General features: G+C 71.2%; 31 protein-coding genes and 1 pseudogene. 17 read left to right on the top strand and 15 right to left on the bottom strand.

The features are described from left to right. Positions 1-108 precede the first annotated feature (108 nt). Genes WFJ36_RS13360 through WFJ36_RS13350 form a run of 3 tightly spaced genes read right to left on the bottom strand, consistent with a single transcriptional unit; the run spans position 109 to position 3,463 of the window. Positions 109-699 (bottom strand): cysteine hydrolase, encoded by a 591-nt coding sequence (locus WFJ36_RS13360; protein WP_256209439.1) that lies wholly within the window; start codon positions 697-699, stop codon positions 109-111. After that, a complete protein-coding gene (locus tag WFJ36_RS13355; RefSeq protein ID WP_071329038.1) occupies positions 696-2,135 on the bottom strand; it encodes a purine-cytosine permease family protein in 1,440 nt (479 codons plus the stop codon). The genes WFJ36_RS13360 and WFJ36_RS13355 overlap by 4 nt, the downstream gene beginning before the upstream one ends. A 44-nt stretch (positions 2,136-2,179) precedes the next feature. Then, positions 2,180-3,463 (bottom strand): M18 family aminopeptidase, encoded by a 1,284-nt coding sequence (locus WFJ36_RS13350; protein WP_336643454.1) that lies wholly within the window; start codon positions 3,461-3,463, stop codon positions 2,180-2,182. A 227-nt stretch (positions 3,464-3,690) separates the two neighbouring features. On the opposite strand from WFJ36_RS13350, the gene WFJ36_RS13345 reads away from it, so the two are divergent. Further along, a complete protein-coding gene (locus WFJ36_RS13345) occupies positions 3,691-4,554 on the top strand; it encodes an EamA family transporter (RefSeq protein WP_071329036.1) in 864 nt (287 codons plus the stop codon). A gap of 9 nt (positions 4,555-4,563) precedes the next feature. On the opposite strand, the gene WFJ36_RS13340 is transcribed toward WFJ36_RS13345, so the two are convergent. Beyond that, a complete protein-coding gene (locus WFJ36_RS13340; protein ID WP_256209438.1) occupies positions 4,564-5,217 on the bottom strand; it encodes a response regulator in 654 nt (217 codons plus the stop codon). 226 nt (positions 5,218-5,443) lie between these two features. On the opposite strand from WFJ36_RS13340, the gene WFJ36_RS13335 reads away from it, so the two are divergent. After that, positions 5,444-6,586: a sensor histidine kinase gene (locus tag WFJ36_RS13335; RefSeq protein ID WP_292785938.1), complete on the top strand. Its 1,143-nt coding sequence runs from the start codon at positions 5,444-5,446 to the stop codon at positions 6,584-6,586. A gap of 215 nt (positions 6,587-6,801) precedes the next feature. On the opposite strand, the gene WFJ36_RS13330 is transcribed toward WFJ36_RS13335, so the two are convergent. Beyond that, the gene (locus WFJ36_RS13330) at positions 6,802-7,545 is read right to left on the bottom strand and encodes a GntR family transcriptional regulator (protein WP_071329033.1); all 744 of its coding nucleotides are present in this window, start codon (positions 7,543-7,545) and stop codon (positions 6,802-6,804) included. A 170-nt stretch (positions 7,546-7,715) separates the two neighbouring features. Between WFJ36_RS13330 and phnD the strand changes: the two genes are divergently transcribed. The 6 genes from phnD to WFJ36_RS13300 are packed head-to-tail and all read left to right on the top strand — an operon-like array spanning position 7,716 to position 14,200. Beyond that, a complete protein-coding gene (gene phnD / locus WFJ36_RS13325; RefSeq protein ID WP_071329032.1) occupies positions 7,716-8,639 on the top strand; it encodes a phosphate/phosphite/phosphonate ABC transporter substrate-binding protein in 924 nt (307 codons plus the stop codon). Positions 8,640-8,667: 28 nt separating this feature from the next. Beyond that, the gene (gene phnC / locus WFJ36_RS13320) at positions 8,668-9,495 is read left to right on the top strand and encodes a phosphonate ABC transporter ATP-binding protein (protein WP_071329031.1); all 828 of its coding nucleotides are present in this window, start codon (positions 8,668-8,670) and stop codon (positions 9,493-9,495) included. Then, positions 9,492-11,261: a phosphonate ABC transporter, permease protein PhnE gene (phnE, locus tag WFJ36_RS13315; RefSeq protein ID WP_336643453.1), complete on the top strand. Its 1,770-nt coding sequence runs from the start codon at positions 9,492-9,494 to the stop codon at positions 11,259-11,261. Before phnC ends, phnE begins: the two co-directional genes overlap by 4 nt. Then, complete coding sequence (locus WFJ36_RS13310) at positions 11,258-12,397, top strand: TIGR03364 family FAD-dependent oxidoreductase (RefSeq protein ID WP_336643452.1); 1,140 nt, start codon at positions 11,258-11,260, stop codon at positions 12,395-12,397. Before phnE ends, WFJ36_RS13310 begins: the two co-directional genes overlap by 4 nt. Then, a complete protein-coding gene (locus tag WFJ36_RS13305) occupies positions 12,394-13,101 on the top strand; it encodes an HAD family hydrolase (protein WP_336643451.1) in 708 nt (235 codons plus the stop codon). Before WFJ36_RS13310 ends, WFJ36_RS13305 begins: the two co-directional genes overlap by 4 nt. Positions 13,102-13,111: 10 nt before the next feature. Then, entirely contained in the window at positions 13,112-14,200 is a 1,089-nt protein-coding gene (locus tag WFJ36_RS13300) for an alcohol dehydrogenase catalytic domain-containing protein (protein WP_292785949.1), read from the top strand. Between the two features lie 4 nt (positions 14,201-14,204). On the opposite strand, the gene WFJ36_RS13295 is transcribed toward WFJ36_RS13300, so the two are convergent. After that, positions 14,205-14,525 carry a CinA family protein gene (locus WFJ36_RS13295; RefSeq protein ID WP_336643450.1) on the bottom strand — a complete coding sequence of 107 codons (321 nt, stop codon included), beginning with the start codon at positions 14,523-14,525 and terminating at the stop codon, positions 14,205-14,207. A 173-nt stretch (positions 14,526-14,698) separates the two neighbouring features. Next, the gene (locus WFJ36_RS13290; RefSeq protein WP_336643449.1) at positions 14,699-15,232 is read right to left on the bottom strand and encodes an FHA domain-containing protein; all 534 of its coding nucleotides are present in this window, start codon (positions 15,230-15,232) and stop codon (positions 14,699-14,701) included. Positions 15,233-15,430: 198 nt separating this feature from the next. Between WFJ36_RS13290 and WFJ36_RS13285 the strand changes: the two genes are divergently transcribed. The 3 genes from WFJ36_RS13285 to WFJ36_RS13275 all read left to right on the top strand — a co-directional run bounded on the left by WFJ36_RS13285 (position 15,431) and on the right by WFJ36_RS13275 (position 17,758). Beyond that, positions 15,431-15,769: a DUF7882 family protein gene (locus WFJ36_RS13285; protein ID WP_071329023.1), complete on the top strand. Its 339-nt coding sequence runs from the start codon at positions 15,431-15,433 to the stop codon at positions 15,767-15,769. A 112-nt stretch (positions 15,770-15,881) separates the two neighbouring features. Beyond that, positions 15,882-16,781 (top strand): SDR family oxidoreductase, encoded by a 900-nt coding sequence (locus tag WFJ36_RS13280; protein ID WP_025102487.1) that lies wholly within the window; start codon positions 15,882-15,884, stop codon positions 16,779-16,781. Positions 16,782-16,840: 59 nt separating this feature from the next. Beyond that, complete coding sequence (locus WFJ36_RS13275; RefSeq protein WP_071329021.1) at positions 16,841-17,758, top strand: EamA family transporter; 918 nt, start codon at positions 16,841-16,843, stop codon at positions 17,756-17,758. A 22-nt stretch (positions 17,759-17,780) separates the two neighbouring features. Here the strand turns inward: WFJ36_RS13275 and WFJ36_RS13270 are convergent, their stop codons facing one another. After that, positions 17,781-18,545: a YidC/Oxa1 family membrane protein insertase gene (locus tag WFJ36_RS13270; protein WP_071329020.1), complete on the bottom strand. Its 765-nt coding sequence runs from the start codon at positions 18,543-18,545 to the stop codon at positions 17,781-17,783. A gap of 64 nt (positions 18,546-18,609) precedes the next feature. Then, a complete protein-coding gene (locus WFJ36_RS13265) occupies positions 18,610-18,882 on the bottom strand; it encodes a DUF6412 domain-containing protein (RefSeq protein WP_071329019.1) in 273 nt (90 codons plus the stop codon). Between the two features lie 93 nt (positions 18,883-18,975). Between WFJ36_RS13265 and WFJ36_RS13260 the strand changes: the two genes are divergently transcribed. The 3 genes from WFJ36_RS13260 to WFJ36_RS13250 are packed head-to-tail and all read left to right on the top strand — an operon-like array spanning position 18,976 to position 20,688. Beyond that, entirely contained in the window at positions 18,976-20,013 is a 1,038-nt protein-coding gene (locus WFJ36_RS13260) for an NAD(P)H-dependent flavin oxidoreductase (protein WP_336643448.1), read from the top strand. Positions 20,014-20,044: 31 nt separating this feature from the next. Then, the gene (locus WFJ36_RS13255; RefSeq protein WP_025102482.1) at positions 20,045-20,302 is read left to right on the top strand and encodes a type II toxin-antitoxin system Phd/YefM family antitoxin; all 258 of its coding nucleotides are present in this window, start codon (positions 20,045-20,047) and stop codon (positions 20,300-20,302) included. Then, entirely contained in the window at positions 20,299-20,688 is a 390-nt protein-coding gene (locus tag WFJ36_RS13250) for a type II toxin-antitoxin system VapC family toxin (protein WP_292785963.1), read from the top strand. Before WFJ36_RS13255 ends, WFJ36_RS13250 begins: the two co-directional genes overlap by 4 nt. Positions 20,689-20,699: 11 nt before the next feature. Here WFJ36_RS13250 and purU read toward each other — a convergent pair whose 3' ends face one another. Continuing rightward, positions 20,700-21,551, bottom strand: a complete 852-nt coding sequence (gene purU / locus WFJ36_RS13245) for a formyltetrahydrofolate deformylase (protein WP_336643447.1) — start codon at positions 21,549-21,551, stop codon at positions 20,700-20,702. A gap of 83 nt (positions 21,552-21,634) precedes the next feature. Here purU and WFJ36_RS13240 point away from each other — a divergent pair, with 83 nt between their 5' ends. Next, positions 21,635-22,849 (top strand): cation:proton antiporter, encoded by a 1,215-nt coding sequence (locus tag WFJ36_RS13240; protein WP_336643446.1) that lies wholly within the window; start codon positions 21,635-21,637, stop codon positions 22,847-22,849. Then, complete coding sequence (locus WFJ36_RS13235) at positions 22,846-23,316, top strand: glutaminase (RefSeq protein ID WP_336643445.1); 471 nt, start codon at positions 22,846-22,848, stop codon at positions 23,314-23,316. Before WFJ36_RS13240 ends, WFJ36_RS13235 begins: the two co-directional genes overlap by 4 nt. Positions 23,317-23,394: 78 nt before the next feature. Here the strand turns inward: WFJ36_RS13235 and WFJ36_RS13230 are convergent, their stop codons facing one another. The 4 genes from WFJ36_RS13230 to WFJ36_RS13215 are packed head-to-tail and all read right to left on the bottom strand — an operon-like array spanning position 23,395 to position 25,418. Further along, positions 23,395-23,580, bottom strand: a complete 186-nt coding sequence (locus tag WFJ36_RS13230; RefSeq protein WP_062765390.1) for a hypothetical protein — start codon at positions 23,578-23,580, stop codon at positions 23,395-23,397. Positions 23,581-23,625: 45 nt separating this feature from the next. Then, positions 23,626-24,342: a glutamine amidotransferase-related protein gene (locus WFJ36_RS13225; RefSeq protein ID WP_336643444.1), complete on the bottom strand. Its 717-nt coding sequence runs from the start codon at positions 24,340-24,342 to the stop codon at positions 23,626-23,628. A 40-nt stretch (positions 24,343-24,382) separates the two neighbouring features. Beyond that, complete coding sequence (locus WFJ36_RS13220; protein ID WP_071329010.1) at positions 24,383-25,132, bottom strand: LysR substrate-binding domain-containing protein; 750 nt, start codon at positions 25,130-25,132, stop codon at positions 24,383-24,385. A gap of 10 nt (positions 25,133-25,142) precedes the next feature. Further along, positions 25,143-25,418 carry a hypothetical protein gene (locus WFJ36_RS13215; RefSeq protein ID WP_071329009.1) on the bottom strand — a complete coding sequence of 92 codons (276 nt, stop codon included), beginning with the start codon at positions 25,416-25,418 and terminating at the stop codon, positions 25,143-25,145. 56 nt (positions 25,419-25,474) lie between these two features. On the opposite strand from WFJ36_RS13215, the pseudogene WFJ36_RS13210 reads away from it, so the two are divergent. Further along, positions 25,475-25,753 (top strand): annotated as a pseudogene (locus WFJ36_RS13210) (response regulator transcription factor); the annotation flags it as partial. Positions 25,754-25,759: 6 nt separating this feature from the next. Here the strand turns inward: WFJ36_RS13210 and WFJ36_RS13205 are convergent. Beyond that, positions 25,760-26,167: a DapH/DapD/GlmU-related protein gene (locus WFJ36_RS13205; protein WP_071329005.1), complete on the bottom strand. Its 408-nt coding sequence runs from the start codon at positions 26,165-26,167 to the stop codon at positions 25,760-25,762. Positions 26,168-26,184: the final 17 nt, after the last annotated feature.

Below are 26,184 nucleotides of genomic sequence, written 5' to 3'. Positions count from 1 at the left end.
CCGCTGGGAGAGCTCGCCGGGGTGCGGGATCGAAAACGGGCGGGAAATGGTGTGCGGAAGTGCGAATTCCGTCCCGCACGGGTGCGGGGCGCGGGGGCGGGGCCGGGGTCAGGGGGAGAGGAGGGTGGCGGTGTCGGTCACGGTGATCTGCGGGGGATACAGGGACATGACCTGCACGGCGGCGACGTGGTTCTCGGCCGTGGAGCCGGCGCAGGCGTCGGCGGCGAGCGTCACCCGTGCCCCGGCATCCGCGGCGGCGAGAGCGGTGGACACGACGCAGCAGTCCGTGGACACACCCGCGAGCACGATCCGACCGCCGTTACCCACGATGGCCTCGAGCTCCTGGCCCCACTTGCCGAAGGTCGGCAGGTCCACGGTGGGATGAGGAGACAGGCCTTCCGCCTCGGGGACCAGCGCGTACAAGGGGTCGTCGGCGGGGCGGTCGGCGAACGGCCACGCGGCGAAGTACTCGCCCCAGGAGGTGGAGCGGTCGGCCGTCGGAAGCCACCGGGTCACGAGCACGCGCTCGCCGAAGGCGTCCGCGAGGCGCCGGATGTTCGTCATCGCGTCGGCGAAGAACGGCGAGCCCCACGCCGAGTCGGGCGACGCGAAGATCACCTGCGGGTCGATCACCACGAGCCAGCTCTCGGCTCCGGTGCCTGCCGCCTCCTGGGTCCCGGAGCCTGTCGAAGGGCTCACGACTCCTGCCGCCGGATCTTCCCCGCCCGCGCGAACCAGGTGACGAGGAATGACAGCACGAGGGCGACGAACACCCCGAGGTTCGCGTACGCCCAGTCCCCGTCCGTCCCGCCGACGAGGAACAGGAGGTATCCCTGCCAGTTGTTCCACGGTGCGGCGTCCGCGAAGCCGTTGAGGACGAGGCCCCAGCCGATCACGCTCGCGACGACCATGGTGCCGATCGAGGTCCAGTCCCAGGCGCCGTAGCGGCCGCGGCTGTCGAACAGGGCCGCCTCGTCGTAGTCCTTCCGACGACGCAGAATGTCGGCGATGAGGATGCCGGCCCAGGAGGCCAGCGGCACGCCCAGGGTGATGAGGAAGCTCTGGAACGGGCCGAGGAAATCGGTCGCGAAGAACACCACGAAGATGGTGCCCGCGGTGAGGATCGCGCCGTCGATCGCCGCCGCCGACGGCCGCGGGATGCGGATGCCGAGGCTGAGCAGGGTCAGGCCGGAGGAGTAGATGCCGAGCACCGCGCCGGAGACGAGCGCGAGCACGGCCGTGAACAGGAACGGCACGAGGACCCAGACCGGCAGGATGCTCGCGAGCGCACCGATCGGATCCGCGGCGATCGCGTCCATGAGCTCGGCGTCCGATCCCGCGAGGAGCAGACCGAAGACGACGAGGATGACCGGTGCCACCGAGCCGCCGATGGTGTTCCAGGCGATGATCGCCCCGTCGGACGCGGTGCGCTTCTGGTAACGCGACCAGTCCGCGGCGATGTTGATCCAGCCCAGCCCGAATCCGGTCATCACCATGACGAGCGCGCCGACCACTTGGCCGATGCCGCCGTCCGGCCGGGCCAGCACCGCGGCGAGGTCGATGGTCGGCGCGGCGAGGATGATGTAGACGATCGTCACGACGCCGGTGATCCATGTCAGCACCGACTGCAGCCGCATGATCGTGTGGTAGCCGAGCACCGAGGCGGCGACGATCAGCGCCGCGACGATGACGGTGGCGAGGATCTTCAGCCAGAGGCTGTCGCCGTCGCCGCCGAGCTGCGTGATGACGGTCGCCGTCGCGAGCACCGCCATGATCGCGAGGAACGTCTCCCACCCGATCGACGTGAGCCAGGACACGATCCCTGGGACCTTCTGACCCTGCACGCCGAACGCGGCTCGGGAGAGCACCATCGTCGGCGCCGACCCCCGCTTGCCCGCGATCGCGATGAGGCCGCACAGCAGGAATGACACGACGATGCCGACGACCGACACCACCGTCGCCTGCCAGAACGAGATGCCGAAGTCGAGCACGAACGAGCCGTACGACATCCCGAACACCGAGACGTTCGCCGCGAACCACGGCCAGAACAGGTCGCGGGGCTGGGCGGTCCGCTCGGACTCGGGGATGATCTCGATGCCTGCACGCTCGATGAGAGCCGGCCTGATGTCGGTCATCCTCACATCCTGGCACTGTGTGGGCGCACTCCGCGCGGCCCGATTCAGCCGGCGAAGAAGGCCCCGGCCACGCGGGTCAGGTCGTGCAGGTCCGAGACCCCGGCGAGCTCGCGGGCGGAGTGCATCGAGAGGATCGGGATGCCCACGTCGACCGTGCGGATGCCGAGCCGGGTCGCGGTGATCGGTCCGATGGTCGAGCCGCACGGCACGCTGTTGTTCGAGACGAACTCCTGCGTCACCACCTCGGCCCGATCGCACCAGTTCCGCCAGGACGCGGCGCCGACCGCATCGGTCGCGTAGCGCTGGTTGGCGTTGAGCTTGAGGATGGGTCCGGAGCCGAGCACGGGCTGCACGACGGGATCGTGCCGGCCGATGTAGTTCGGGTGGACGGAGTGCCCCACGTCGCTGGACAGGCACCACGACGACGCGTACGCCTGGCGGCGGGCGGAACCGTCGGCGCCGAGCCTCTGGTAGAGCCTCTCCAGCACATCCTCGAGGAAGGGGCCCGCGGCGCCGGAGCGCGACTCGGAGCCGAGCTCTTCGTGATCGAACGCGGCGAGGATCGCGACGGGCGCGCCCGCGGCGGGCTCGTGAGCCGCAAGGGCCACGACGCCCGCGTGCACCGAGGCGAGGTCGTCGAGCCGGCCGGAGGCGAAGAACGCGTCGTCCTTGCCGAACACGGCACCCCGCGCGGCGTCGGAGACGACGACGTCGTACCCGCGGATCTCCGCCGCGGTCACTCCGGCGGAGTCGGCGAGCTCGCCCAGCACATCGGCCTCGGTCGGATCCCCCAGGCCCCACACCGGCTGCGTCTCGGTCTGCTTGTCGAGCGCGAGGCCGTTGTTGACGCCGCGATCGAGGTGGATGGCGAGCTGGGGGAGGCGCAGCAGCGCGCCGGTGTCGGCGAGGACGACCCGGCCGTCGGCGAGGGCCAGTCGGCCGGCGAGGCGCAGCTCCCGGTCGAGCCAGGAGTTCAGCAGCGGACCGCCGTACACCTCGACGGCGGCCTGCAGCCAGCCGCGTGCTCCGGTGGTCGGCTGCGGCTTGAGCTTGAAGCCGGGGGAGTCGGTGTGCGCCCCGAACACGTGCACGGGCGTCGTGGCGGTCGCATCCTCCGGCACCACCCACGCGATCGTCGCGCCGTCGCGGACCACGAGGTACCGGCCGCCGGGCTGCGCGGGCCAGGCGTCCTCCTCCTGCAGCCGCGCGAAGCCGGCCTCTTCCAGACGGCGGGCCGTCTCGGCGGCGGCGTGGTAGCTCGACGGCGAAGCGGCGACGAAGTCGGCGAGGTCCTCGGCGTGGGCGAGGGCGTCCGGGGTGACGGGCATGGCATGACCTTCCTGCGCGGGGTGTCCTTCGAGCGTAGTCGCGCCCGGTCACCGCGCCCTTCCCGGTCGGGGATAGGGTGGTGGCGATAGCGCCTAGGGTTCCGGGGTCTGCACCCGTCTGGTCCGAGCGGCGCCACGGTCCTCCTCCGCAGGAGGGCCGTCATCTGACAGGACAAAAGCCCGGAGGACCCGATTCGTCGCGCCCGCGGCGGAGGGAAGGGTCTGCCATGTCCGCTGTCGCTCTCGTCCTCGTCCTCGCCGCCGCGATCGCCCACGCGTCCTGGAACGTCATCGCGCACGGCATCAGCCGCGCCGGCTCGCCGTTCCTGTGGTGGGGTGCGGTCGCCAGCACCGCCGTCTGGATCGGGGCCGTGCCGTTCACGGGCGGACTCGGTGCGGCCGACCTCGGCTCGTTCGCACTCGGGGTCTCCGTCTCCGCGGTCCTGCACGTCGCCTACATGGCCGTGCTGCAGCGCGGCTACCGGGAGGGCAGCCTGTCGACCGTCTATGCGACGGCACGCGGCACCGGCCCCTTCCTCTCCGTGATCGTCGCCGTGCTCCTGCTCGGCGAACGCCCCTCGGCCCTGGCGCTCGTCGGCGTCGCCGCGGTGATCGCCGGTGTGGTCGCGATCGGGTTCGTCGACCGTCGTCCGGCGGGCAGCGGGCGCCGCATCGACCCCGGCCTGTTGTTCGGCGCCCTCACCGGCGTGGCGATCGCGGTCTACACGATCTGGGATGCTCACGCGGTGCGGGAATGGGAGCTGTCCCCGGTGGCGTTCATGGTCGGCACCACGCTGCTGCAGGTGCCGTTCTACTCCGTGGCGGTGCGCGGACGATGGGCTGCGGTCCTGGCGCTGGGCCGCACGCAGTGGCGGCGCATCCTGGCCTTCGGCATCCTGTCCCCGCTGTCGTACATCCTCGTGCTGACCGCGATCCAGATCGCTCCGGTGGCGCTCGTGGCACCGCTGCGGGAGGTCAGCGTCGTGCTCGTGAGTCTGTTCGGCGCCTTCGTCCTGCGGGAGTCCCAGCCGGGATGGCGGATCGGCGCTTCACTGATCGTCCTCGTCGGGATCGTGCTGCTCGCGCTCTGACGCCGCGGTTCAGCGGAAGGTGACGAGGCCGGCGTGGGCGGCCGTGACGAGGATCTGCACGCGGTCGCGCAGGTGCCACTTCGACATCATGCGACCGAGGTGGGCCTTCACGGTTCCCTCCGAGACGATGAGCGCCTTGGCGATCTCGGCATTGGACATGCCCTTCGCGAGGCACTGGAGCACTTCCTCCTCGCGCTCGGTGAGCGGTTCCAGGGTCTCCGCGGCCGCGGTGGGCGTGGAGTCGCGCACGTGGCGGATGAGCATCGACGCGATGCGGGGGGACAGCGAGCTCGCTCCCGCGAACACCTCGCGCACACCCGTGACGATCTCCTCCGCGCTGGAGTCCTTGAGCAGGTAACCGGAGGCGCCGGCGCTCAGCATCGGCAGGACGGTGTCGCTGCCATCGAGCGTCGTCACGGCGAGGACGCGCACGTCGGGCCACCGCTCGGCGATCGCCGCGGTCGCCTCGATGCCGTTCATCTCCGGCATCTGGACGTCCATCATCACGACGTCCGGCTTCTCGCGCTCGACCGTCGTGAGGGCCTCCCGGCCGTCCTCTGCCTGCGCCACGACCGTGATCTCGGGCGCGCGCGACACGAAGTGCGACAGCGCGGAGCGGACCAGAGGATCGTCATCGACGATCACGACGCGGATTTCCTGCATGGAGGAAGCCTAACGGCGTGAAGCGGGCGCTCTGAGGATGTAGACCTTTGGCTATCGAGGTCTGGACGAACGCCAGATGTGCGCTCCGCGCGCCGCCGAGAAGATGAATACAGACATCGACAAACGGCACTAGAACGGAGGTGAATGTAATGACTTTCTGGCAGCAGGTTGGCAAGTTCTTTGGTCTCGTCCGCTAGAGTACCTGGCGAATAGGAGATAGTGAACCATGGCCTTCGACCATTCGATTCGCGGTTCCGCGGATTCGCTCCGACTGGTTCGAGGCGAGAAGCTCACTCCCATCGAGCGCATCGTCGTTCTGGCGATCATCTCCATCACCGTCGCCGTCGACGTCATCGGCCTCATCGTCGCCCCGGGTGTGAATCCCGCGGCCGTCCTGGTGAGCATCGCGTCGTCGGCAGTGTTCGCCCTCTATCTCTGGAAACCCCTCATCGCGACATGCGCCCTCGGCGTCGTGTTCGCCCTCTCTTTTCTGGCAGGAACCGAATCCCAGGTCTTGACCGCCGCCGCTGTCGCGGCCGGGCTGGTCATGCGACTCGGGTGGACCGCGTTGATCCTGTCCTACACGGGGGCCTTTCTCGTCTCTGCCGCTATCGTCGCCTTCGGCGATGCGGATTCCGGCGTGAACGTCGCCCTCTATCTCGTCTTCGCCGCAGTCGCGGGTGCCGTCGGCTTCGCCCTCCGATTGGCGTTCGCCCGCGGCAGCAGACTCGAGCGTCAGCTGGAGGCTGCGGCCGAGCAGGAACGGGAAGCCGTCCTCGCCGAGCGACGATGGATCGCCGGCGAGTTGCACGACAGCATCGCGCACCACCTCACGGTGGTGTCCCTGCACGTGCAGATGCTCGAAGACCCCGACGCCAGCGACGGCTCCCGGGAGGCGATCCGTGTCGCCGCCCGCAAGGCCATGACAGACCTCCGCTTCGTGATCGACCTCGCCGACGACGGCCCGCGAGCTGCGGGCATGCCGACGGGCGACCTCGTCGCTGCGGTCGAGGAGGCGCAGGCCGAGTTCGAAGCAGCAGGGCACGATGTCATCCTCGACGGCGACCCCGGCGACGAACGGATCCCTCGTGCCGTCGAGATCGTGCTCGCGCGGATCGTGCGCGAGTCGGCCACGAACGTCCTGAAGTACGCAGGTCCCGGCACCGTCGAGATCCGTCTCGCCGTGGACGACGACAAGGCCCACCTGTCGTTGCGCAGCCCGCTGCCCACGACGCCGCGTCGTGAGCTCTCCTCCAGCCGGACCGGGCTCGGGCGCATGGCCGAACGCGTCATGGGCGCCAGTGGCGAGTTCAGCGCCGGTGAAGTGGACGGACACTGGCTCGTGTCCGCCGTGTTGCCGGTGGTGTGAGCCCCGCGTATCCTGAGATGAAGCCCGTGATCCCGGGCCTGAGACCGTAGACGAAAGTCTACGAGTGTCTCGACATTCGGCACTTCAGCGGCCGCGCGGAGCCGACATATCCTGAAGGCTCCCCAGATAAAGCGTCCCCAGCGCTGCGATCGCGGGCGCGATCTTTCTGGCTTCTTAGACTCCCGCGCCCGCGGTCGCGAATCTGTCTCCGGGTCTCATCCGCCCACCGCTCTCATGAAGTGCCCGTCCGTCGATCTCCCGGACGCCGCCACCGTGAAGCGCACCACCTCACTGAGGTAGCGGTCTTCCGACGCTTCGAAGATGCGCCCCTCCGCGTCCCTGGACGTCCGCGTCAGCCGCAGGATGGGCGTGCCGCGAGGCACGCGCAGAAGCGCCGAGTCCTGATCATCGGCGGCCACGGCATCGATCACGTGCTGCAGGGTGACGATCGGGTGTCCGACCGACGCGAGGTGCTCGGTGATCGACACCTCGTCGAGGTCCACCTCGAACAGCCGGCGCCCGACGTCCTCGGTGTAGGCCAGGCGCTCCAGCATGGTCGGCCGCCCGTCGAGCAGCCGCAGTCGTACCACGCTCACGATCGTGTCGTCGGGTCCGACGCCCAGTGCCGGTCCGAGATCGCCCGCGCGTCGCAGGCTCAACTCCTGCGTCTGCGCGCCCGGCGTGACGCCGAGATCCCGCGCCCAGCGGGTGAACGGGACCGAGACGTCGACCGCCTGATTCGCCTTGCGCGCCACCACGCGGGCAGGGCGCCCCCGACCGGTCTCGATCAACCCCTCGGCGCGGAGGGCCGCCAGCGCGTTGCGGATCGGACCCCGCGACGTGTGCCAGCGCTCCGCGAGCTCCGCCTCCGTGGGTACGTCGTCGCCGGGCCGGAGCGTGCCGTCGACGATCCGCGCGCGCAGGTCGTCGGCGATCTGGGTGTACACAGGTTCGGCCACATAGGTACATTACTTCGTCTGCCGCTCCCGGAGTCCCCGTGTTGTAGGGCCGTTCATCCAAGAGAATCGCGGGTGAACGCCGCCTGAACTCTTCCGAGATAGGTATACATGTCGGCCCGAGGGCTGGGAGAGTCGTCCCTGGATCACTCCTCCCACCCTGAAAGGTCCTCATGAAGCTCCGCGCTCTCCCCGCCCTCGCCGGCGCTGCGATCCTCGCGTTCGGCCTCGCCGCCTGTTCCGGATCGGCCGATGCCACCGACGCACCTGGCGACGCACAGTCCGCCGGTGGATTCGCCGTGGACGAGAACACCCTCGTCTTCGGCGTCGTCCCCGACTCGGTGGACACCGAGACGAACTACCAGCCGCTCATGGACTACATCGCCGAGGTCACCGGCAAGAGCGTCGAGTACCACGAGTCGACCGACTACGCCGCGCTCATCGAGGCCGCCGTCGCCGGCAAGGTCGACGTCGCCTCGTTCTCGGGGTTCACCTACGTCACCGCGACCAACAACGGCGCGAAGCTCACCCCGATCTCCTCCATCGTGACCGAGGAGGGCCAGGAGCCCGGCTACTACTCGCAGGCGATCGTGCCGGCGGACAGCGACATCTCCAGCCTCGAGGACTTCGCAGGCAAGAAGGTCTGCTTCGTGGACCCCTCGTCCACCTCCGGCTACCTCTTCCCGTCGTACAACCTCCTCGAGGCGGGCGTCGACCCGAAGACCGACATCACGCCCGTGTTCGCGGGCAAGCACGACGTGAGCGTGCAGAAGGTCGGCGAGGGCGTCGAGTGCGAGGCCGGCTTCGCCGAGGACTCCGAGGTCGAGAAGTCCGACAAGGTGAAGGTCATCGCCGAGACCATGGTCCCGGGTGCTCCGCTCGTCTACTCGTCGTCGCTGCCGGACGACGTGGCGAAGCAGCTCGTCGACGCCCTCGGCGAGGTCACCATCGACGACATCATCGCGGCGGGCATCGACAGCGCGGACTCCGACGCGTTCCGCAGCGTGTTCTTCGCCACCAAGCCGGTGGACGACGCGTACTACGACCTCATCCGCGACATCTGCGCCGAGACCGACGCCGAGCAGTGCCAGGGCTGACGCCCCGCGCCTGACGACAGGAGAAGCCATGACCGCGGCATCCGACACCCTCATCCGCCTCGCCGGCGTCACGAAGACCTTCGGCAGCACCACCGCCCTCAAGGACGTCACGCTCGAGGTGGCGCGGGGAGAGATCGTCGTGCTGCTCGGGCTCTCCGGTTCCGGCAAGTCCACGCTGCTGCGGCATCTCGACGGCCTGGAGCTGCCCAGCTCCGGGTCCGTCGAGGTGCTCGGCGCGTCCGTGCCCTCGATGAAGGGCCGGGCGCTGCGACAGCTCCGCAGCAGCGTGGGCTTCATCTTCCAACAGTTCGAGCTCGTGCCCTCGCTGACCGTGCTGGAGAACGTGCTGACCGGGTCGCTCTCGCGGATGCGCGGCCCGCGGCTCGGGCTGTGGAGCTACCCCCGCGCTGCGAAGCTGACCGCGCTGGAGCACCTCGACCGCGTCGGCCTCCTCGACCGCGCCTACCAGCGCAGCGACACCCTGTCCGGTGGCCAGCAGCAGCGCGTGGCCATCGCCAGGGCCCTCATGCAGAAGCCGGCGATCCTCCTGGCCGACGAGCCCGTCGCCTCCCTCGACCCGGAGTCGAGCGAGCAGGTGATGGCCCTCATCCGCGAGATCGCCGCCGACGAAGGACTCACCGTCGTGTGCAGCCTGCACCAGGTCGACCTCGCGATCAGCTGGGCCGACCGGATCGTCGGGCTCCGGCACGGCGAAGTCGTCCTGGACACTCCGACGGACGGACTCACCAAGGCCGAGGTGATGGAGATCTACGGCCGCGTCGCGACGACCACGGCCGAGATCCGCGCCGTGCAGGTGGAGCTCGTCGATGCCGTGACCACGGTGGCGGCGTCATGACGGCGGTGGAAGCCTCGACGCGGGGCGCTTCGACAGGCTCAGCGACCCACGGAGGCGGCGCAGCGAACCAGCGAAGGGGGAGCGTCGCGGAGCGCGCGCCCAAGCGGACGCTCTCGGCGGAGCGCATCGCCGCCGGCCTCACCCTCGTCGTCCTCGTCGTGCTCGGGATCCTCGCGGTGCGCGATGTGGGCATCTCGATCCCCGCGATGGTGCAGAGCTGGGGCAACGCGGAGAACTTCCTCGCCCGGGTCGGCGGACTCTCCTTCCCGGCGCCGGCCGACCTCGCCTGGCTCATCGCCCTGACCGTGGGCCTCGTGCTCGTCGGCACGCTGCTGGCGGCCGTGCTTTCCGTGCCCCTCGCCTTCCTCGCCGCCGCCAACACCACCCCGGGCGCCGGGTGGCGCGCGGCCGCCCGGTTCCTCGGCGTCCTCACCCGCGCCCTGCCGGACGTCGTGCTGGCCATGGCGTTCGTGCTCATGTTCTCGCTCGGCACGCTGCCGGGCATCCTCGCCATCGGCATCCACTCGATCGGCATGATCTCCAAGATGTTCGCGGATGCCATCGAGCAGATCGACGAAGGGCCGCGTCTCGCGATCCGCGCCGCCGGTGGCTCGAAGCTCCAGGAGTTCACCGCGGGCATCCTCCCGCAGGTGCTGCCGAGCTGGGTGGCCACCGTGCTGCACCGCAACGACATCAATCTGCGCGGGAGCGTCGTGCTCGGCTACGTGGGCGTCGCCGGCCTCGGGCTCGAGATGTCGTATGCGTTCAAGGCGCTGAACTACGGCAAGGGGCTCGGGATCGCGCTGGTGATCTTCGTGCTCTGCATCGTGATGGAGATCGTCTCGAGCACGGTGCGCGGCGCGATGCTCGGCGAGCAGAAGCACACCCGGTCGTGGATGGACCGCATCGTGCACCCGCGCCTGCCTCGGCTGTCGCAGGCGCCCGCCGACGGCCGCCCGGCGTGGGCGGCGAGCCCGGAGACCGCGGTGCGTCGTCCGTGGACCGCGCAACGCATGCGCCACACCGCCGCCGGGATCGTCGCGGTCCTCGTCGTGGTCGGCAGCGTCGTCGTGAGCCAGATCACCTGGTCCGACCTGTTCACCTTCTGGGCGAAGCTGCCCGACGTCGCCGCCCGTTTCTGGCCGCCGTCGTTCGGCAGCTACGACACGGTCGCGATGCTGGAGGCCATGCGGGAGACCGTCGCCATCGCGCTCGCCGCCACCGTGCTCACCCTCCTGCCCTCGCTGCTGCTCGGATCGTTCGCCGCGCGCAACGTGGCCCCGCATGCCGCAGGGCGAGGCACCGCCCGTCTGCTGCTCGTCGGCATCCGCGGCATCCCCGAGCTGATCCTCGCCATCGTCCTCGTCGTCATCACGGGTCTCGGCGCGCAGGCCGGCGTCATCGCGCTCGCGATCGGCGGGATCGGGCTGCTCGGCAAGCTCATCGCCGACTCCTTCGAGGAGGTCGACCGCGGGCCTGAGCGCGCGCTGCGGGCGGTGGGCGCCACCCGGATGCAGACGTACACGTCGGCCACGCTGACACAGGGCACCCGAGCCCTCATCGGGCACAGCTTCTACATGCTCGACACCAACATCCGCGCGGCCACGATCCTCGGCATCGTCGGCGGCGGCGGGGTCGGCTACTACCTGCTGAACGCCAGCCAGGGTTCGCGCTACGAGACCGTCACCGCGATCGTCCTGATGATCCTCGTCACCGTGCTCGCGGTCGAGGGGCTCGCGATGTGGATGAGGAAGGTGTTCCGATGACCGGGGCGAAGCAGAATCCCGACCTCGTCGTGGTGGGGGCCGGCATCGTCGGTCTCGGCGCCGCCTTCGCCGCCGTGCGCCGCGGGCTCCGGGTCGTCGTCGTCGAGCGCAGCGCCGCCCCGACCGGCGCCACGATCCGCAACTTCGGCCACCTCTGCATCGGCGCGCAGGGCGGAGAGGCACGGCGGTACGCGGATGCGTCCCGTGAGCTCTGGCTGCAGCTCGCCCGCGACGCGGGGTTCTGGCTCCGCGAGTCGGGCACCCTCGTGGCCGCGCGCCACGAGGACGAGCTCGCCGTGCTCTCCGCGGCGGCGCAGGACGGCGGCATCCGGATGCTGGAGGCCGCCGAGCTCCTCCGCCGTGCGCCGCTGCGCCGGGACGGGCTCGTCGGTGGTGCCCTCATCGAGGCCGACCTGCAGACGGACCCGCGCACGGCGGCGACCGCGATCGTGCGCTACCTGACAGCCCAGGGCGTCGAATTCCGCTTCCGCACCGCCGTGACGGCCCTCGGCGCGGGACGGGTGGAGACCACGCGCGGGGCGATCGACACCGGGGCGGTGGTCGTAGCCGTGAATCATGACATCGACCAGCTGCTTCCCGAGATCGCGGAACGGCACGGGGTGGTGCGCTGTGCGCTGGACATGATGCGGGCGGCCGTCTCCTTCCCTCGACCAATGACCGCGCCCCTGCTGACCGGCTGGTCCCTCATCCGGTACGGGAGGTTCGCCGACAGCCCCGAGGCCCGCACCCTCCGCGAGCGCCTGCACGCCGAACGCCCCGACCTCGCGGCCCTCGATCTCAACCAGATGTACACGCAGATGCCGGACGGCACGCTCATCCTCGGCGACTCGCACGTCACCGACGCCGCCCCCTCGCCGTTCCAGCCGGAAGCCGCCTTCACCGCGTTCCTCGATGAGGCCGAAGCCCTCTTCGAGGGGACGGCGCCTCGGGTGATCGAGCGCTGGCAGGGCGTGTACGCGAAAGCCCCCGGCGAGTTCCTCGTCGACCGCGGAGATGACGGCGCCCTCGTGCTCGCCGCGACCACCGGCATCGGCATGACCTGCGGCCTCGGGCTCGCCGACCTGAACTTCACCACCGCCCTCGGCGGCACCCCTGCTCTGGAAGGAACACCATGACCACTCCGATCGAACTCGTCGTCCTCGACATGGCCGGCACCACCGTCGTGGATGACGGCGTGGTGGAGCAGGCGTTCCAGCGCGCCGCCGAGCGCACCGGCGTCGCTGCGCGGCTGCCCTGGGAAGACGCCCTGGGCTACGTCAGGGAGACGATGGGGCAGTCCAAGTTCGACGTCTTCCTCCATCTCGCGGGCAGCGATGCAAACGCGGCGCGGCAGGCCACCGCGGCGTTCGAGACCGCGTACGCCGAGATCGTCGCCGAGGACGGCGTCGCGGAGATCCCCGGAGCGGGGGACGCGATCCAGGGCCTGAAAGACGCCGGGCTCACCGTCGCCCTGACCACCGGCTTCGCACCGGTCACGCGACAGACGATCATCGACGGCCTCGGATGGGGTGGGCTCGTCGACCTCGCGCTCTCCCCGGTCGATGCCGGCCGCGGACGCCCCGCGCCCGACCTCGTCCTCACCGCCCTTCTGCGCACGGGAGCATCCGCGGTGCAGGCCGTCGCCGTCGCCGGCGACACCGTGAGCGACGTCGCGTCGGGCCGCCGTGCGGGTGCCGGCTTCGTGGCGGGCGTGCTCACCGGGGCGCACGACCGGGCGGCCCTGAGCGGAGCCGGGGCCCACGCCGTGCTCTCCGACGTCACGGCTCTGCGTGGGGCTCTGGCCCAGCGCGAACTCCTTCCTGCCGTCGCCTCCGTCTGAGGGTCGGGTCATGGGAACGCTGCTCATCCGCCCACCCGGTCACCGGAGGGACGTCGCGCTGCGCCCCGCCGCCACCGCGATGGTCTGGATCGGCGAGGGCCACCCGCACGAGACGATCGCGGTCCCCGGGGTCGCACTCGGGGACCGCGACGTGCTCGTCGCGGTGGAGATGTCGACGATCTGCGGATCGGACGTGCACACCGTGCAGGGGCGGCGGCCCGCGCCCGCCCCTCTCGTCCTCGGGCACGAGAGTGTCGGGCGGGTCATCGCGATGGGCGACGACGGTGCGGAGGCGGTGGACGGCACCCCGCTGCGCATCGGCGACCGCGTGGTGTGGTCGGTCACGGTGTCGTGCGGCACCTGCGACCGCTGTCGGCGGGGCCTCACGCAGAAGTGCCGCGACCTCGGCAAGTACGGCCACGACCGGGTCGGCGCCCACGGCGACTTGACCGGGGCGTTCGCGAGCCACGTGCAGCTGCGGGCCGGTACCGCGATCGTGCGCGTGCCGGAGGCGCTGCCCGCCGCGGCGCTGGCTCCGGCCGGCTGCGCGACGGCGACCGCGTGGGCCGCTGTGGCGAGGGCCGCCCGCGACATCGATCTCGACGGCGCCGCGGTGCGCGTCCACGGCGCGGGACTGGTGGGGGTCAGCGCCGCGGCGATCGCGGCCGAGCAGGGTGCCGTCGTCGAGGTCCGGGACCCGGACGACGATCGCCGGGCCTTCGCCTCCCGTTTCGGGGCCACCGCGCTCGACCGCGACCCGGACGTGGTCATCGAGGCATCGGGGCATGCGGTGGGGGAGGCCCTCGCCGGCGTCGCCGTCGGCGGCACGGTCGTCCTCGTCGGCAGCGTCTTCCCGGCCGCACCGGTCCCGCTGGACGCGGAGGATCTCGTCCGCCGGCTCGTCACGGTGGCCGGCGTGCACAACTACGGCGCCGACGACCTCGCGGCGGCGGCGTCGTTCCTCGCGGGTCGCGGGCGCGCATATCCGTTCGCCGAAGCCGTGGGCACCGTGCGACCGCTGCTCGACATCGACGCCGCCCTCACGGACGCCGCGGCGCCGAGCGCCCCGCTGCGGGTGGGGCTGGTGCCGGGGCGCTGAGCCCTCAGTCGGACCCGGTGCGCCGGGGACCTGCCGGGTGCAGCCCTTCGGCGTCGAAGAGCTCGCGCGCCCCGCTGGCGAGCTGCTCGGCGCAGGCGGCGGAGGTCGGGTCGGTCCCCGGGGTCAGTCCCAGCACCCTCTCCTTGACTTCCGTGAAGTACGCGACGATGCCGCCGGCGAACCAGCCCGAGGCTCCCTCGCCCGCACCGATCGTGTTCGCGAGGCGTCCGGAGGTGAGCGACTCCGCCACGCTCACGCGCAGACCACGACTGCGGGCGAGCTCGCCCAGGTGTTCGAGGTCGGGGGTCTCGTTCGGTGCGGTCATCGGGGCGCTCCTCTCGTCGGTTCCCCTACGCTACGGACCCGGCGGCGCCGAGTCGCAGGGGATTTAACTCGCTGCTGCTCGTGATGGGGGCGGTGTTCGTGCTGTCCTGGTTCGCGCAGTCGCTCGCCGGGACGGGGGTCAGCGGAGTCGAAGCCCGTCGGCACACCGCACCATCAGTCGTCCCGGGAGTCCGACTGAGACCGCTCGTCGTTGACGTCGGCCTGCGAGAACCGCTCGTCGTCGGCGTCGTAGCCAGGACGTGCCTCCTGCAGCGGCTGGTCGGAGTACTCGCCGCCCTGGCGTCCGCCGAACGGACGGCCGTGGTCGGCGAACTCCTCGCGGGCGAAGACCAGCTCCCACGGGCCCACCGTGAAACGCGATCCGGTACGCAGCGTCTCGGTGCGCTCGCCGGGGTGGGTCGCGTCGGCGTCAGGGTTGGAGTTCATCTCGCCGTCGGCGTGCAGGGTCACGACGTACTCGTCGCGGTCGTCGTGCACGACCGTCGCATGGACGGGCTCGGTGTCGGCCAGGCGCAACTCGTTCCCGGCGGCGGAACCGATGCGGACCTCCTTCACATCGAGCGCGAACTCCGTGCGCTCGTCGTCGCGCCGCACGCGCAGTCGCGGGTTGCCGGCGCCGCGCTCGGCGTGGGTGGTGCCGGGCGTGTAGCCCTCCTCGGGACGGTCGTCGATGTGGCGGTCAGTCATGGCGGTGCCCTCCTCGGGTGTCGATGCTTCGAGGCTAATCGCCGCGCGGATCGTGCGCAGGGCCTTGACTTCGGCCGCCGCGTCGCCCTTGCAGACGGATTTGCCGTGCGCCCCGTCCGAGGGCTTACCCTCTACCCATAGGCCGATCCCGGCAGTGTCTGCCGGGCTGAGGACCACCCGACCGAGGAGCATCACCCGATGGGCAAGTTCATCTACGAAGGCAGCGTGAAGACCGAGATCGAGGATCGGGCGCTCACGCACCTGCAGCTCGTCATCACGGCCAAGCTGCGTCGCGGCGAGCCTTTCCCGTTCAGCTGGCGCGAGGACGCCGGCGTCGGGGGCGGCCGGACCACCGTCTGGATCCAGCCGGGCAGCTCGCTCGTCTTCAAGTACTTCGGCAGCCGCCAGCCCGCCGTCAACCGGGCCTGGGTCGAAGCGCTCGCCTTCACCGCGAACTCCCCCAGCGGGCTCTACCTCGTCCCGGAGCCCGCCGAGGGCGCCGAGCCCCCGCACGGCGACGTCCCCTCCGCCGGCTGACACCTGCTGTCGCGGAGACCGCCCCGGGCTGTCAACCCCCTGCCGTCCCTCCTCCGGAGCCACGAGGCTCGATCACGACCTGATCGACAGCCCCATGACAGGAGGAGCGGACATGACCGACACCACCCGCGACGGCGGCCTTACCGACCCCCGACACGCCCACCACGAGGACGGCTTCCCGGCGCAGAGCCAGGACCAGCCGGGCTTGACCGAGAAGACCACCCCGGAGCCGGACCACGGCGAGCAGTCCTACGTCGGCCACGGGCGGCTCGAGGGGCGGCGCGCTCTCATCACCGGTGGTGATTCCGGCATCGGCCGCGCCGTCGCCATCGCGTTCGCCCGTGAGGGAGCCGACGTGGCCATCGTGCACATGCCCGAGGAGCAGGCGGACGCGGAGGAGACGCTCGCGCTCGTCCGCGAAGCCGGTCGCACCGGCGTCAGCATCCCCGGCGACGTCCGCGAGGAGGCCTTCGCGACCGACGCCGTGCACCGCGCGCGCCGCGAGCTCGGCGGACTCGACGTGCTCGTCCTCAACGCGGCCTATCAGCACGACATCGACGGCTTCGAGAACCTCGACACCGAGAAGATGCGCCGCGTGTTCGATACGAACCTCGCCGGCCTCGTGTTCTCGGCCCGTGCCGCCTTCCCCGACCTCGAGCCCGGATCCAGCATCATCGTGACCTCGTCGGTGCAGTCGGCGCAGCCGTCACCGGGGCTCATCGACTACGCCATGACGAAGGCGGCGCAGGTCGCGTTCGTCAAGGCGCTCGCGGAGGAGGCCGGACCGCGCGGCGTGCGCGTCAACGCCGTCGCGCCGGGGCCGATCTGGACGCCGCTGATCCCCGCGACCGGATGGGGGCCGGAGCGCCTGGAGACGTTCGGTCAGGACACCCCGCTCGGACGCGCGGGGCAGCCCGCAGAACTCGCCGGCGCGTACGTGTACCTCGCCTCGGCGGAGTCGTCGTACGTATCCGGCGCGGTGCTCGCGGTAACGGGTGGCAAGCCGCTCTGATCCGCGCGAGGACGACGCAGGCGGCGGGGAGGCAGGGCCCCGCCGCCTAAGCTTGTCTGGTGCAGAGACCCGCGGCTTCCGGACCCCTCGTGGGCGTCGCGCTCGTCATCGGATCCTGCCTCTCGCTGCCGTTCGGCGCCGCCGTGGCCGCGCAGCTCTTCCCCGTCCTCGGACCGTGGGGCGTGACGTCGCTCCGCGTCGCGATCGCCGCGCTGCTGCTGGTCGTCATCGTGCGCCCACGGCCCCGTGCCTGGACCCGGTCGCAGTGGCTCGCCGCCGTGCTGTTCGGGGTGTCCCTGGCCGCGATGAACGGGTTCTTCTACGCGGCCATCGACCGCATCCCCCTGGGGCCGGCGGTGGCCATCGAGTTCCTCGGTCCGCTCGTGCTCGCCGCCGTGCTGACCCGCCGTCTCGCCGACGCGGTCTGGGTGGGCGTGGCCCTGCTGGGCATGGCGCTGCTCGGGGTCGACGGCCTCGTCGGCGCCGAACCCCTCGACCCGCTCGGCGTCGTCTTCATCCTCATCGCAGCCGGATTCTGGGTCATGTACATCCGGATGAGCGCGCGTGTCGGCGCCCTCATCCCCGGCAGCAGCGGGCTCGCGATGGGACTCGTCGTCGCGGCCGTGCTCCTCATCCCCGTGGGCGTGCCCGCGGCGGCGACGGTGGCGCTGGACCCGCAGCTCCTCGTGCTCGCCGCGGTCACCGCGGTGCTGTCGTCCGTGATCCCGTACAGCTTCGAGCTCGCGGCGCTCCGACGGCTCCCGCAGCGGGTGTTCGGCGTGCTGCTGAGCCTGGAGCCCGCGTTCGCGACCCTCGCCGGGTGGCTCATCCTCGGACAGGATGCCACGCCGCTGCGGCTGCTCGCGGTGGCGCTCGTGATCGCCGCGAGCGTGGGCACGACGCTGGGCGTGCGCCGCGATCGGAGGGGCGACGGCCCCGCGGGGCCGTTCACCGCGCCGATCCCGCTTCCCGACTGACGCCCCTCCGATCGGGTGGCTCTCACGCCCGGACGGCCACCGGCTGCGGCAGCGGGTAACGGCGGCGAAGGATCACTCGCTGCACGAGGGTCCACACCACCGTGACCGTGAGGTAGAGCGCGGCGGCCAGGGGGACGAAGGCCGCGAAGACCGCGGTGAGGTAGTGCAGCGCCGCCATCATCCGGAGCACGCCGGGGGAGCTGAGCGGGGAGTCGTCGCCCTCGACGGGCGCCGGTCGGAACACCCGCCGGGTGACCTCGGCGACGGCGATCATCACGGCCAGCAGCACGCCGAAGACCGCGAACGTCGCCGGGGTCGCGGTGCCGCCGAACAGGGCAGACACCAGGCTCGTGCCGAGCGGGGCGCCGAAGAGGTCGTGGGTGAGCAGCTCGTTCGGGTGCCCGGCGATCTCCGGTCGCAGGAACAGCGTGTAGAGCAGGCCGACGACCGGTGCCTGCGCCAGCACGGGCAGCATCCCGGCGAAGGGCGAGGTGTTCTCGGCGCGGTAGAGCGCCATCATCTCCTGCTGCAGGCGCTCCGGGTTCTTCCGGTGGCGCTGCTGCAGCGCGCGCAGCTTCGGGGCGAGGCGGGCCCTGGTCTGCTCGGCCCGGGCCTGCGAGATGCCGACGGGGATGAGGAGGGCGCGCACGAGGAGGGTCACGAGGACCACGGCGAGGGCGGCGGCGGAGGGGCCGGCGAGGGGTTCGAGAAGGGTGGAGAGGCCGTTCAGGGCACCGTAGGCGGCGTCCAGGAGCGCGGCGAGGGGAGGGAAGGCGAAGATGTCCACGGGACGGTCCGTTCGATGAGGTCGGGAAGGGTCGGCGAAGGCCGCGCGGTCCCGGTCGGACGGACTACGCGGCGGTCGCGACTCCCGGCGCTCGCGGACGAGGGTGTCCTGCGGCATCCGGATCGCTCTGCGGGAGGAGCGTTCCGACATCGATCGCCCGCAGCGGGTGCGGGGCATCGGCGGAGGTCTGGTGGCGCACGCTCAGCGCGAGCGCGAGCGTGAGGACCGTGACGGCGAGCATCGCGATGGCGAGGCCGAGCGCGGCGGCATCCGGCATCGTCACGAGGCCGATCGCGGCCGCGACGAAGCCGAGCATCTGCCCGAACCACTCGCTCATGCCGCGAGCTTACCCCGTTCGAATCGCCTGAATTGCTGTATCCGGGCCGCCGATGGAGCCATTCAGGCGATTCGAAGGGCGTACGGTCGGGGTATGGCGACAGAACTTCTAGGAGTCGAGCAGCCGATCGTGCTGGGGCCGTTCGGGGGGAGCTCATCCGTGGAGCTGACGGCGGCGGTCAGTGCCGCCGGTGGGCTGGGATCGTACGGGCTGTACGGCTACGACGGCGACCGGATCCGCTCCGTCGGGGCTGAGCTGCGCCGAGCCACGGACCGGCCCTTCGCCCTGAACATCTGGCTGCCGCTGGGGGACGAGGTCGCGCCGAACCCGCAGCACGCGGTCTTCGCCCAGGCGTTGGAGCCGTTCTACGAGGCCGTCGGGGTTCCGGTGCCGGCCCGGCCCGAGCGCTACGTCCCCGAGCTCGACGAGCAGCTCGACGCGATCTGGGAGGTCGCTCCGGCCGTGCTGAGCGTGGTGTTCGGGGTGCCGTCCGCAGCTCTCGTCGCCGAAGCCCGCGACCGCGGCATCCGCGTCGTGGGCACCGCGACCACCGTCGCGGAAGCCGTCGCGCTCGCCGACGCCGGAGCCGATGCGGTCGTCGCCTCGGGAGCCGAGGCGGCCGGGCACCGGGTGTCGTTCCTCCGCCCCGCTGCCGAGTCGCTCGTGGGCACCGTCGCGCTCGTGCCGCAGGTCGTGGACGCCGTCGACGTGCCGGTCATCGCCGCCGGCGGGATCGCGGACCGCCGCGGGGTCGCTGCGGCCTTCGCCCTCGGTGCCTCCGGCGTGCAGGTGGGGACGGCGTTCCTCGCGACCGCCGAGTCCGCCGCGACGACCGCGCACCGCGACGCCATCCGGAGCACCGCCGCCGACGAGACCGTGCTGACCAGGGCGATGAGCGGACGCCTCGCCCGCGGAGCCCGCAACCGCGCCGTGCGGGCGATCGAGGCGAGCGGCACGATCGCCCCGTTCCCGATGCAGAACTGGCTCACCGGACGCTTCCGCGCGGCGGCAGGAGAGCAGAACCTCGGCGAGCTGCAGTCGCTGTGGATGGGGCAGGCCGCCCCTCTCGCCCGGGGGACCACCGCTGCCGAGGTCTTCGCGGAGCTGGCAGCCGGAGTCCCCGGCCGGTGAAGAACGCCAGGTTCCTGGCTAGAATGGCATCATGTCCACGCAGAACGTCTTGGAAGCGCGCAACAACCTCTCGCGCCTGATCGCGGAGTCCCAGGCGGGTGAGGACGTGGTCATCACGAAGCGGGGCACTCCGGTCGCCCGTCTGGTGCCCATCGGGCCGGTCGACGTGGTGCGGAGCGGCCGCCTCCTCGTCGAGTGGATCGAACAGCATCCGCTTCCGCCGCGGCTCGCACGGACCGCCGAGGAGCTGGACGCGCAGGTCGCCGAGAACCGGGACGCCTGGGAATGATCTATCTCGACTCGTGCATCCTCAGCTACGCCATCGAGGACCGCGGTCCGAGGGGGGATGCCGTGCGGCACGCGCTCCGCGACGTCGATGACGAGGTGGCGTCGAGTCCGCTGGCGCTCCACGAATGCCTCGTGCTCCCCGCCCGCGAGCGCAATCCGGAGCTCCGTGACCGGTACCTGGCTCTCTTCGAGCGGATGGAGATCGTCGCGCTCGATACGGCCGCGTTCGTCCGATCGGCCGAGCTCCGGGCCGACTTCGGCCTGAAGACCCCGGACGCGCTGCACCTCGCCGCCGCCCAGCTGTCGGGGTGCACGGAGCTGTGGACGAACGACAGGCGCCTCGCCGCCGCGTCGCACGGGCTCGCCGTGGACATCCTCGACCGCTGAGCGGTCGGGCGCTACAGGATGACGGTCGAGCGGCCGTGCACGATCACCCGGTCCTCGGCGTGCCACTGCACGGCCCGTGCCAGCACCAGACGCTCGACGTCGGCGCCCCGGCTCTGCAGTTCGGCCGCGGACTCGGAGTGCGTGACCCGCGTGACGTCCTGCTCGATGATCGGCCCCTCATCGAGGTCGGCCGTGGCGTAGTGCGCCGTGGCCCCGATCAGCTTCACGCCGCGCTCCTTCGCCCTGGCGTAGGGGTTCGCGCCGATGAACGCGGGCAGGAACGAGTGGTGGATGTTGATGACCGGGGCTTCGAGGCGCGTGATGAAGTCGTCGCTGAGGATCTGCATGTAGCGGGCGAGCACGACGAGGTCGACGTTGCCGCGGAGGAGGTCGAGCTGACGCTCCTCCATCGCCTGCTTGTCCGTCGAGGGGATGTGCACGAACGGCACTCCGAAGGAGCGGACGGCCTCGGCGAGGTCGGGGTGGTTCGAGACGACCATGGTGATGTCGATGTCGAGCTGACCGCGCTGCGTGCGCCACAGCAGCTCCATGAGGCAGTGGTCGTACTTCGACACGAAGATCGCCACGCGCTTGCGGCGGGCCACGTCGTGCAGCGACCACTCCATGCCGAAGCGCTCGGCGACCGTCGCGATGTCGGCCTCCAGCGCGGGGCGCGCGGCGGCCAGCCCGTCGAGGTGGAGGACCGTCCGCTGGAAGAACCGCCCGCCCTCGGAGTCGGTCGAGTGCTGGTCGAGCGAGATGATGTTGGCCCCGTGCTGGGCGAGCACGCCGGCGACCGCGGCGACGATGCCGGGCTGGTCGTCGCAGGCGATCAGCAGGCGGGCGGTATCGGGCTGGGTCATGGCTGCTCCTCGGGGTGTGCATCGATTCTGCCGTGCCGCGCGGGTGGGGAGCGAATCGCCCACGGCGTCGCTACCCTGAGACCGTGAATGCGAGCGACGTCGGACTGGTGCTGATCCCGCTGCTGGCGGTGGCCGCACCGCTTCTCGCACGCGGCGTCCGTCCGCTCGTCCGGGTGCCGATCGTCGTGTTCGAGCTCGTCCTCGGGATCCTCGTCGGTCCCGCCGTGTTCGGCTGGGTGGAGCCAGGGCCCCTTTTGGAGAAGCTCAGCGACTTCGGCCTGGCCGTGCTGTTCTTCGTCGCCGGCTCCGAGATCGACTTCCGCCAGGTGGCCGGCAAGCCCCTGGCCCGGGCGTCGCTGGGCTGGCTGCTCAGCGTGCTGCTGGGCATCGGGCTCGGTTTCTTCTTCGCCCCGGGCGAGGGGATGGTCGTCATCGGGATCGCGTTGAGCTCGACCGCTCTCGGCACGCTGATGCCGATCCTGCGCGATGCGAAGGAGCTGGACACCCCGTTCGGCCGTGCCATCAGCACCATCGGCGCCGTAGGGGAGTTCCTGCCGCTGATCGCGATCTCGATCTTCCTCAGCACCCGGACGACACCGCTGGCTACTGCGGTGCTGCTGACCTTCGTCGTGCTGGCGGGCCTCGCCGTCGTCGTCGCGCACCGGGTGCCGCACGGGCGCCTGCACGGCATCGTGCGCGCGACCCTCCACACCTCCGACCAGTTCGGGGTGCGTTTCGTGATCCTCCTCATCGCGGCCCTCGTCGGCCTCAGCGTGATGCTCGACCTGGACATGCTCCTCGGCGCCTTCGTCGCGGGGGCCATCTGGCGCATCATCATGGCGCGGGCGCCCGAGAAGGATGCGGCGGAGGTCGAGAGCAAGATCGAGGGGCTCGCGTTCGGCTTCCTCGTGCCGGTGTTCTTCCTCTACACGGGGGTGACCTTCGACCTGCAGGCGCTGCTGACGTCTCCCTCGGCGATGTCGCTGGTGCCGGTGTTCCTGCTGGCGCTCCTGGTGATCCGCGGGTCGGCTGCCCAGCTCTCCGCCCCGGCGGGCGCGAGCGGACGTGACCGCGCCGCGCTCGGCCTGCTCGCGGCCACCGGGCTGCCGATCATCGTCGCGGTCACCGCGATCGGCGTGGATCAGGACATGCTCGATTCCGGGACCGCGGCCGCGCTGGTCGGGGCGGGCATGCTGTCGGTGCTCCTGTACCCGCTGATCGGGATGACGCTGCGTGGCGATCGGGCGCAGGTCGCCGGCCCGCGCCTCGCCGACCAGACCACCCTGGGGGAGCTGTGACCACCGCCTCCGCCCTATTGACCCAGGCCGTGCAGGAGCTCGCCGGCGCACCCCGCGAGGGCCTCGGCGAGGAGAGGGACTCGCGCTGGCGCGGGCCTCGGATCGTCCGTGTCGGCGAGGCCTGGCACATCGGCGTTCTCCTGCTCACGGACACACATGCGCTGGCGACGGCGGAGGTGCTCCGCGCGGCGGACCCGGGGCGTCGGGGATACACCGCCGAGTCCGCGCGGGCACGGGCCGAGCGTCGCGCGCTGGCCCTCCGCGGCGGCTTCCACGAGGGGGATGTCGTGCACGTCGGCTGGAGCGTGATCGACGTCGACGCGGTGGACGCGGGAGGATCCTCCGGTCCGCTCGCGCTCATCGACGGCGTGCCGTCGGTGCGCTGGAGTCAGGCGGGCGGGTTCATGCCGCTGGACGCCTACCTGCGCGAGCGCATCCCGCTGCTCCGCGGCGATGCCCCGGCCTGATCTCCGCCGAACATCTCGGCGTCGACCGTCGCCTCGTCTGTAAGAGCGAGCACATGCGCTCCGACCCACCGCAAGGTGTCAGATCTCTATGCGAGTGGCCCTGTCCGTCAGGCGCCATGGCACCGGAAAATCCGCAATCTTCATGCCATTCGAGGACATGTGACTGACCTCATCGGCATAGGTATCCGCGTCTTCGCGGTTGTCGAAGACGCCGTAGATGCCAGCGTCATCCTCGTCGTCGAACACGATCCATACAGACTTCATCCCTGCATTCTGCCGTCGACGCCACCTCCACGCGCCGGGTGTCGCTCAGCCGAACAGCTCGGCGAAGCGGCGGAGCAGGGCGGCACCCTCGGTGACCGAGGCCGCGAGGACCTCCTGCTGCACCGCGTCGAACTGCGCCGGATCGAAGTATCCCGTCGTGCGATAGAACGTCATCCGATCGGCGAAGTCGCGCGGCGTCGGCTCGGGATGGAACTGCGCGGCGTACAGGTGGGTGCCCACCCGGTAGGCCTGCACGGGGCAGGTCGCGTTGGTGGCGAGCAGCACGGCCCCGGGCGGGGTCGCCGCGGCACTCTCCTTGTGCGCAGTGAACACGGTGAGTGCCGGACCGGATGGGCCGAACACAGGATCGACGGCGCCCTCCGTTGTCGTGTCGATGACCGTCGCGCTCGCCGGCTCCGGCATGGTCGTCACGACCTCGCCGCCGAGGAGCCGGGTGAGCACCCCGATGCTGAAGCAGGTGAAGAACGCGGCGATCCGCTGTTCCCGTGCGGCGCGGGCGAGCGTCTCCAGATCGGCCTCCACCCGCCGCTGCACCGGGGTCTTGTCGACATCGGTGACGTTGAAGGGAGAACCGCCGACGACGACGCCGCGGTAGCGGTCGAGGTGGGCTTCGGCCAGCGGCTCGTGCAGCAGGTCGAGACGATCGACCACGTCGACTCCGAGCGCCCGCCGGAACGAGGCGTGCTCGGCGTCCGCCGCCCCGGTCTCGGGTCGCACGCAGACGTAGAGAAGCGAGGCCATCAGGCGATTCTAACGAGGGGGAGCGTCCCGGCCCGACGGCTCAGCGGGAGGAGTTCGCGGTGCGTCCTCGGACGATCCCGATGAACGTCTCGACGTCGGGCGTGGTCCGGTCGCGCGGCCAGGCGAGGGCCACGGTCGAGACCGGGCCGTCGGCGAGGACCCGGTAGTCGGCGTCCTTCCGGTGGTGCAGACGGGCGAGCGACATGGGCACGATGACCACGCCCACCCCGGTCGCCGCGGTGGCGATCGCATCCGCCGTGGACAGCTGTCCGACGCGGGCGGGGGCGGTGCCGGGCAGAGCCAGCGGTCCGAGCACATCGTCGGACAGCGGGAGCACCACTTCGCCGTCGAGGTCGGCCGCCGTCAGCTCATCGGCGGCGAGCAGGTGGGAGTCAGTCGACGTGATCACTACCGGGACCTCGTCGTACAGCGGGATGACGTGCAGGGCGTCGTCGGTGAGCGGCAGCCGCACGAGGGCGGCGTCGAGATCGTCGAGCGCCTCTCGCTGCCCGGCGACCTCGATCGGCACGAGTTCGAGGGCCACCTGGGGCAGGCGCCGCTTCCACGTGTCGATCCACTTGCCCGGGGTCGCTCCGGGCACGGCGCCGAGGCGGAACGTCCGCGGCTCCTCGGGTGCGGCAGTCGGAGCGTCGAACACGACCTTCTCGGCGCGGGGTGTGCGACGCGGAGCCGGCTTCCCCTGGCGTGAGCCGCCGCCCGCGGCACGGCCCCGGTGGGCGGGTGAGCCCTTGCCGGAGCCCTTCGCGGGCCGTCGTCCCTGGTGCGCCATGGGATCCAGGCTACTCGGCGTCTTCCGAGTCCTCGGTGGGGGAGCTCCGCTGGGTCCGCCGGACCAGTCCGGCGACACCGCCCACGAGGAACAGGGCCCCCGCGGCGAGGAGCACGATCGTGAGCAGGGTGGCGGGAGTCATCGTCCCCACGCCGTCGGCCAGCGCGGCGCGGCGATCCGCGTCGGCGAGGAACCACAGCGCCCCTGCGGCGACCGCGGCGAAGGTCGTGCCCCAGATGACGGCTGCCCAGCGCACCCGGGGTGCGGTGATGCTCTCGGTGCTCATTCCTGGCCCTCCTCGGGCTCCTGCAGGGTCACGACGATGAGGCCGCTCGCCTGGTCGCGGTGTTCTCGCCGCGGCTCGCGGGATTCGTGCTCGACGCGTTCGGCGCCGTCGCCGGCGAGACCGCCACCGCGACGGACGAACTCGACCGCCTCTCCTCGCGCGAGCAGGAGGTGATGCGGCTGATCGCCCGCGGCTACGCGTACAAAGAGGTCGCCGCAGCCCTCTTCATCTCGATCAAGACCGTCGAGACGCACGTGTCGTCAGTGCTGCGCAAGCTGCAGCTCTCCTCCCGCCACGAGCTCACCGCCTGGGCGTCGGAGCGGCGCCTGCTCTGAGGGCGGTCAGGCCGCCAGCCAGAGGCCCTTCTGATCGGTGGCGACGGTGAGTCCCGCCGCGACCGTCTCGTCGTCGCCGATGCGGGCGCCCCGCACGATGCGGGCCCCGGCGCCGATGTCGGTGCGGACGCCGACGTGCGCGTGATCGCCGATCGCTGCGCCCTGCCCGACGTGCGCGTGGGCGTCGATGTACGCGCCCTCGCCGATCACGGCATCCTCGTCCACCCACGCACCGCGGGCGATGACGGCCCCCGCCCCGACGCGTGCTCCCGGTTCGATGTAGGCTCCCGCCTCGATGTGCGCCTTCGGATGCACCTTGGCGCCATGCGCGACGAGACCGCGACCGTTGGCGTGCTTGCGGTACCGCAGCGTTGCTCCGTGGTCGTTCTCGATGTCGACGTAGTTCTTGCCCACGATTCCTCCCGTGCTCC

This window comes from Microbacterium sp. MMO-113, from assembly GCF_037148555.1.
Classification (GTDB): Bacteria; Actinomycetota; Actinomycetes; order Actinomycetales; family Microbacteriaceae; genus Microbacterium.
The sequence above is the reverse complement of the archived record's forward strand: the minus strand, read 5'-3'. Positions and strand labels throughout refer to the sequence as shown.

Coding starts and splice junctions, on each gene's coding strand:
- WFJ36_RS13250 (WP_292785963.1), top strand. CDS start 20,299: ATGATCTATCTCGACTCGTGCATCCTCAGCTACGCCATCGAGGACCGC.
- WFJ36_RS13340 (WP_256209438.1), bottom strand. CDS start 5,217: ATGCAGGAAATCCGCGTCGTGATCGTCGATGACGATCCTCTGGTCCGC.
- WFJ36_RS13305 (WP_336643451.1), top strand. CDS start 12,394: ATGACCACTCCGATCGAACTCGTCGTCCTCGACATGGCCGGCACCACC.
- phnE (WP_336643453.1), top strand. CDS start 9,492: ATGACGGCGGTGGAAGCCTCGACGCGGGGCGCTTCGACAGGCTCAGCG.
- WFJ36_RS13215 (WP_071329009.1), bottom strand. CDS start 25,418: ATGAGCACCGAGAGCATCACCGCACCCCGGGTGCGCTGGGCAGCCGTC.
- WFJ36_RS13280 (WP_025102487.1), top strand. CDS start 15,882: ATGACCGACACCACCCGCGACGGCGGCCTTACCGACCCCCGACACGCC.
- WFJ36_RS13335 (WP_292785938.1), top strand. CDS start 5,444: ATGGCCTTCGACCATTCGATTCGCGGTTCCGCGGATTCGCTCCGACTG.
- phnC (WP_071329031.1), top strand. CDS start 8,668: ATGACCGCGGCATCCGACACCCTCATCCGCCTCGCCGGCGTCACGAAG.
- WFJ36_RS13295 (WP_336643450.1), bottom strand. CDS start 14,525: ATGACCGCACCGAACGAGACCCCCGACCTCGAACACCTGGGCGAGCTC.
- WFJ36_RS13230 (WP_062765390.1), bottom strand. CDS start 23,580: ATGAAGTCTGTATGGATCGTGTTCGACGACGAGGATGACGCTGGCATC.
- phnD (WP_071329032.1), top strand. CDS start 7,716: ATGAAGCTCCGCGCTCTCCCCGCCCTCGCCGGCGCTGCGATCCTCGCG.
- WFJ36_RS13285 (WP_071329023.1), top strand. CDS start 15,431: ATGGGCAAGTTCATCTACGAAGGCAGCGTGAAGACCGAGATCGAGGAT.
- WFJ36_RS13255 (WP_025102482.1), top strand. CDS start 20,045: ATGTCCACGCAGAACGTCTTGGAAGCGCGCAACAACCTCTCGCGCCTG.
- WFJ36_RS13355 (WP_071329038.1), bottom strand. CDS start 2,135: ATGACCGACATCAGGCCGGCTCTCATCGAGCGTGCAGGCATCGAGATC.
- WFJ36_RS13310 (WP_336643452.1), top strand. CDS start 11,258: ATGACCGGGGCGAAGCAGAATCCCGACCTCGTCGTGGTGGGGGCCGGC.
- WFJ36_RS13265 (WP_071329019.1), bottom strand. CDS start 18,882: ATGAGCGAGTGGTTCGGGCAGATGCTCGGCTTCGTCGCGGCCGCGATC.
- WFJ36_RS13345 (WP_071329036.1), top strand. CDS start 3,691: ATGTCCGCTGTCGCTCTCGTCCTCGTCCTCGCCGCCGCGATCGCCCAC.
- WFJ36_RS13290 (WP_336643449.1), bottom strand. CDS start 15,232: ATGACTGACCGCCACATCGACGACCGTCCCGAGGAGGGCTACACGCCC.
- WFJ36_RS13225 (WP_336643444.1), bottom strand. CDS start 24,342: ATGGCCTCGCTTCTCTACGTCTGCGTGCGACCCGAGACCGGGGCGGCG.
- WFJ36_RS13350 (WP_336643454.1), bottom strand. CDS start 3,463: ATGCCCGTCACCCCGGACGCCCTCGCCCACGCCGAGGACCTCGCCGAC.
- WFJ36_RS13300 (WP_292785949.1), top strand. CDS start 13,112: ATGGGAACGCTGCTCATCCGCCCACCCGGTCACCGGAGGGACGTCGCG.
- purU (WP_336643447.1), bottom strand. CDS start 21,551: ATGACCCAGCCCGATACCGCCCGCCTGCTGATCGCCTGCGACGACCAG.
- WFJ36_RS13260 (WP_336643448.1), top strand. CDS start 18,976: ATGGCGACAGAACTTCTAGGAGTCGAGCAGCCGATCGTGCTGGGGCCG.
- WFJ36_RS13220 (WP_071329010.1), bottom strand. CDS start 25,132: ATGGCGCACCAGGGACGACGGCCCGCGAAGGGCTCCGGCAAGGGCTCA.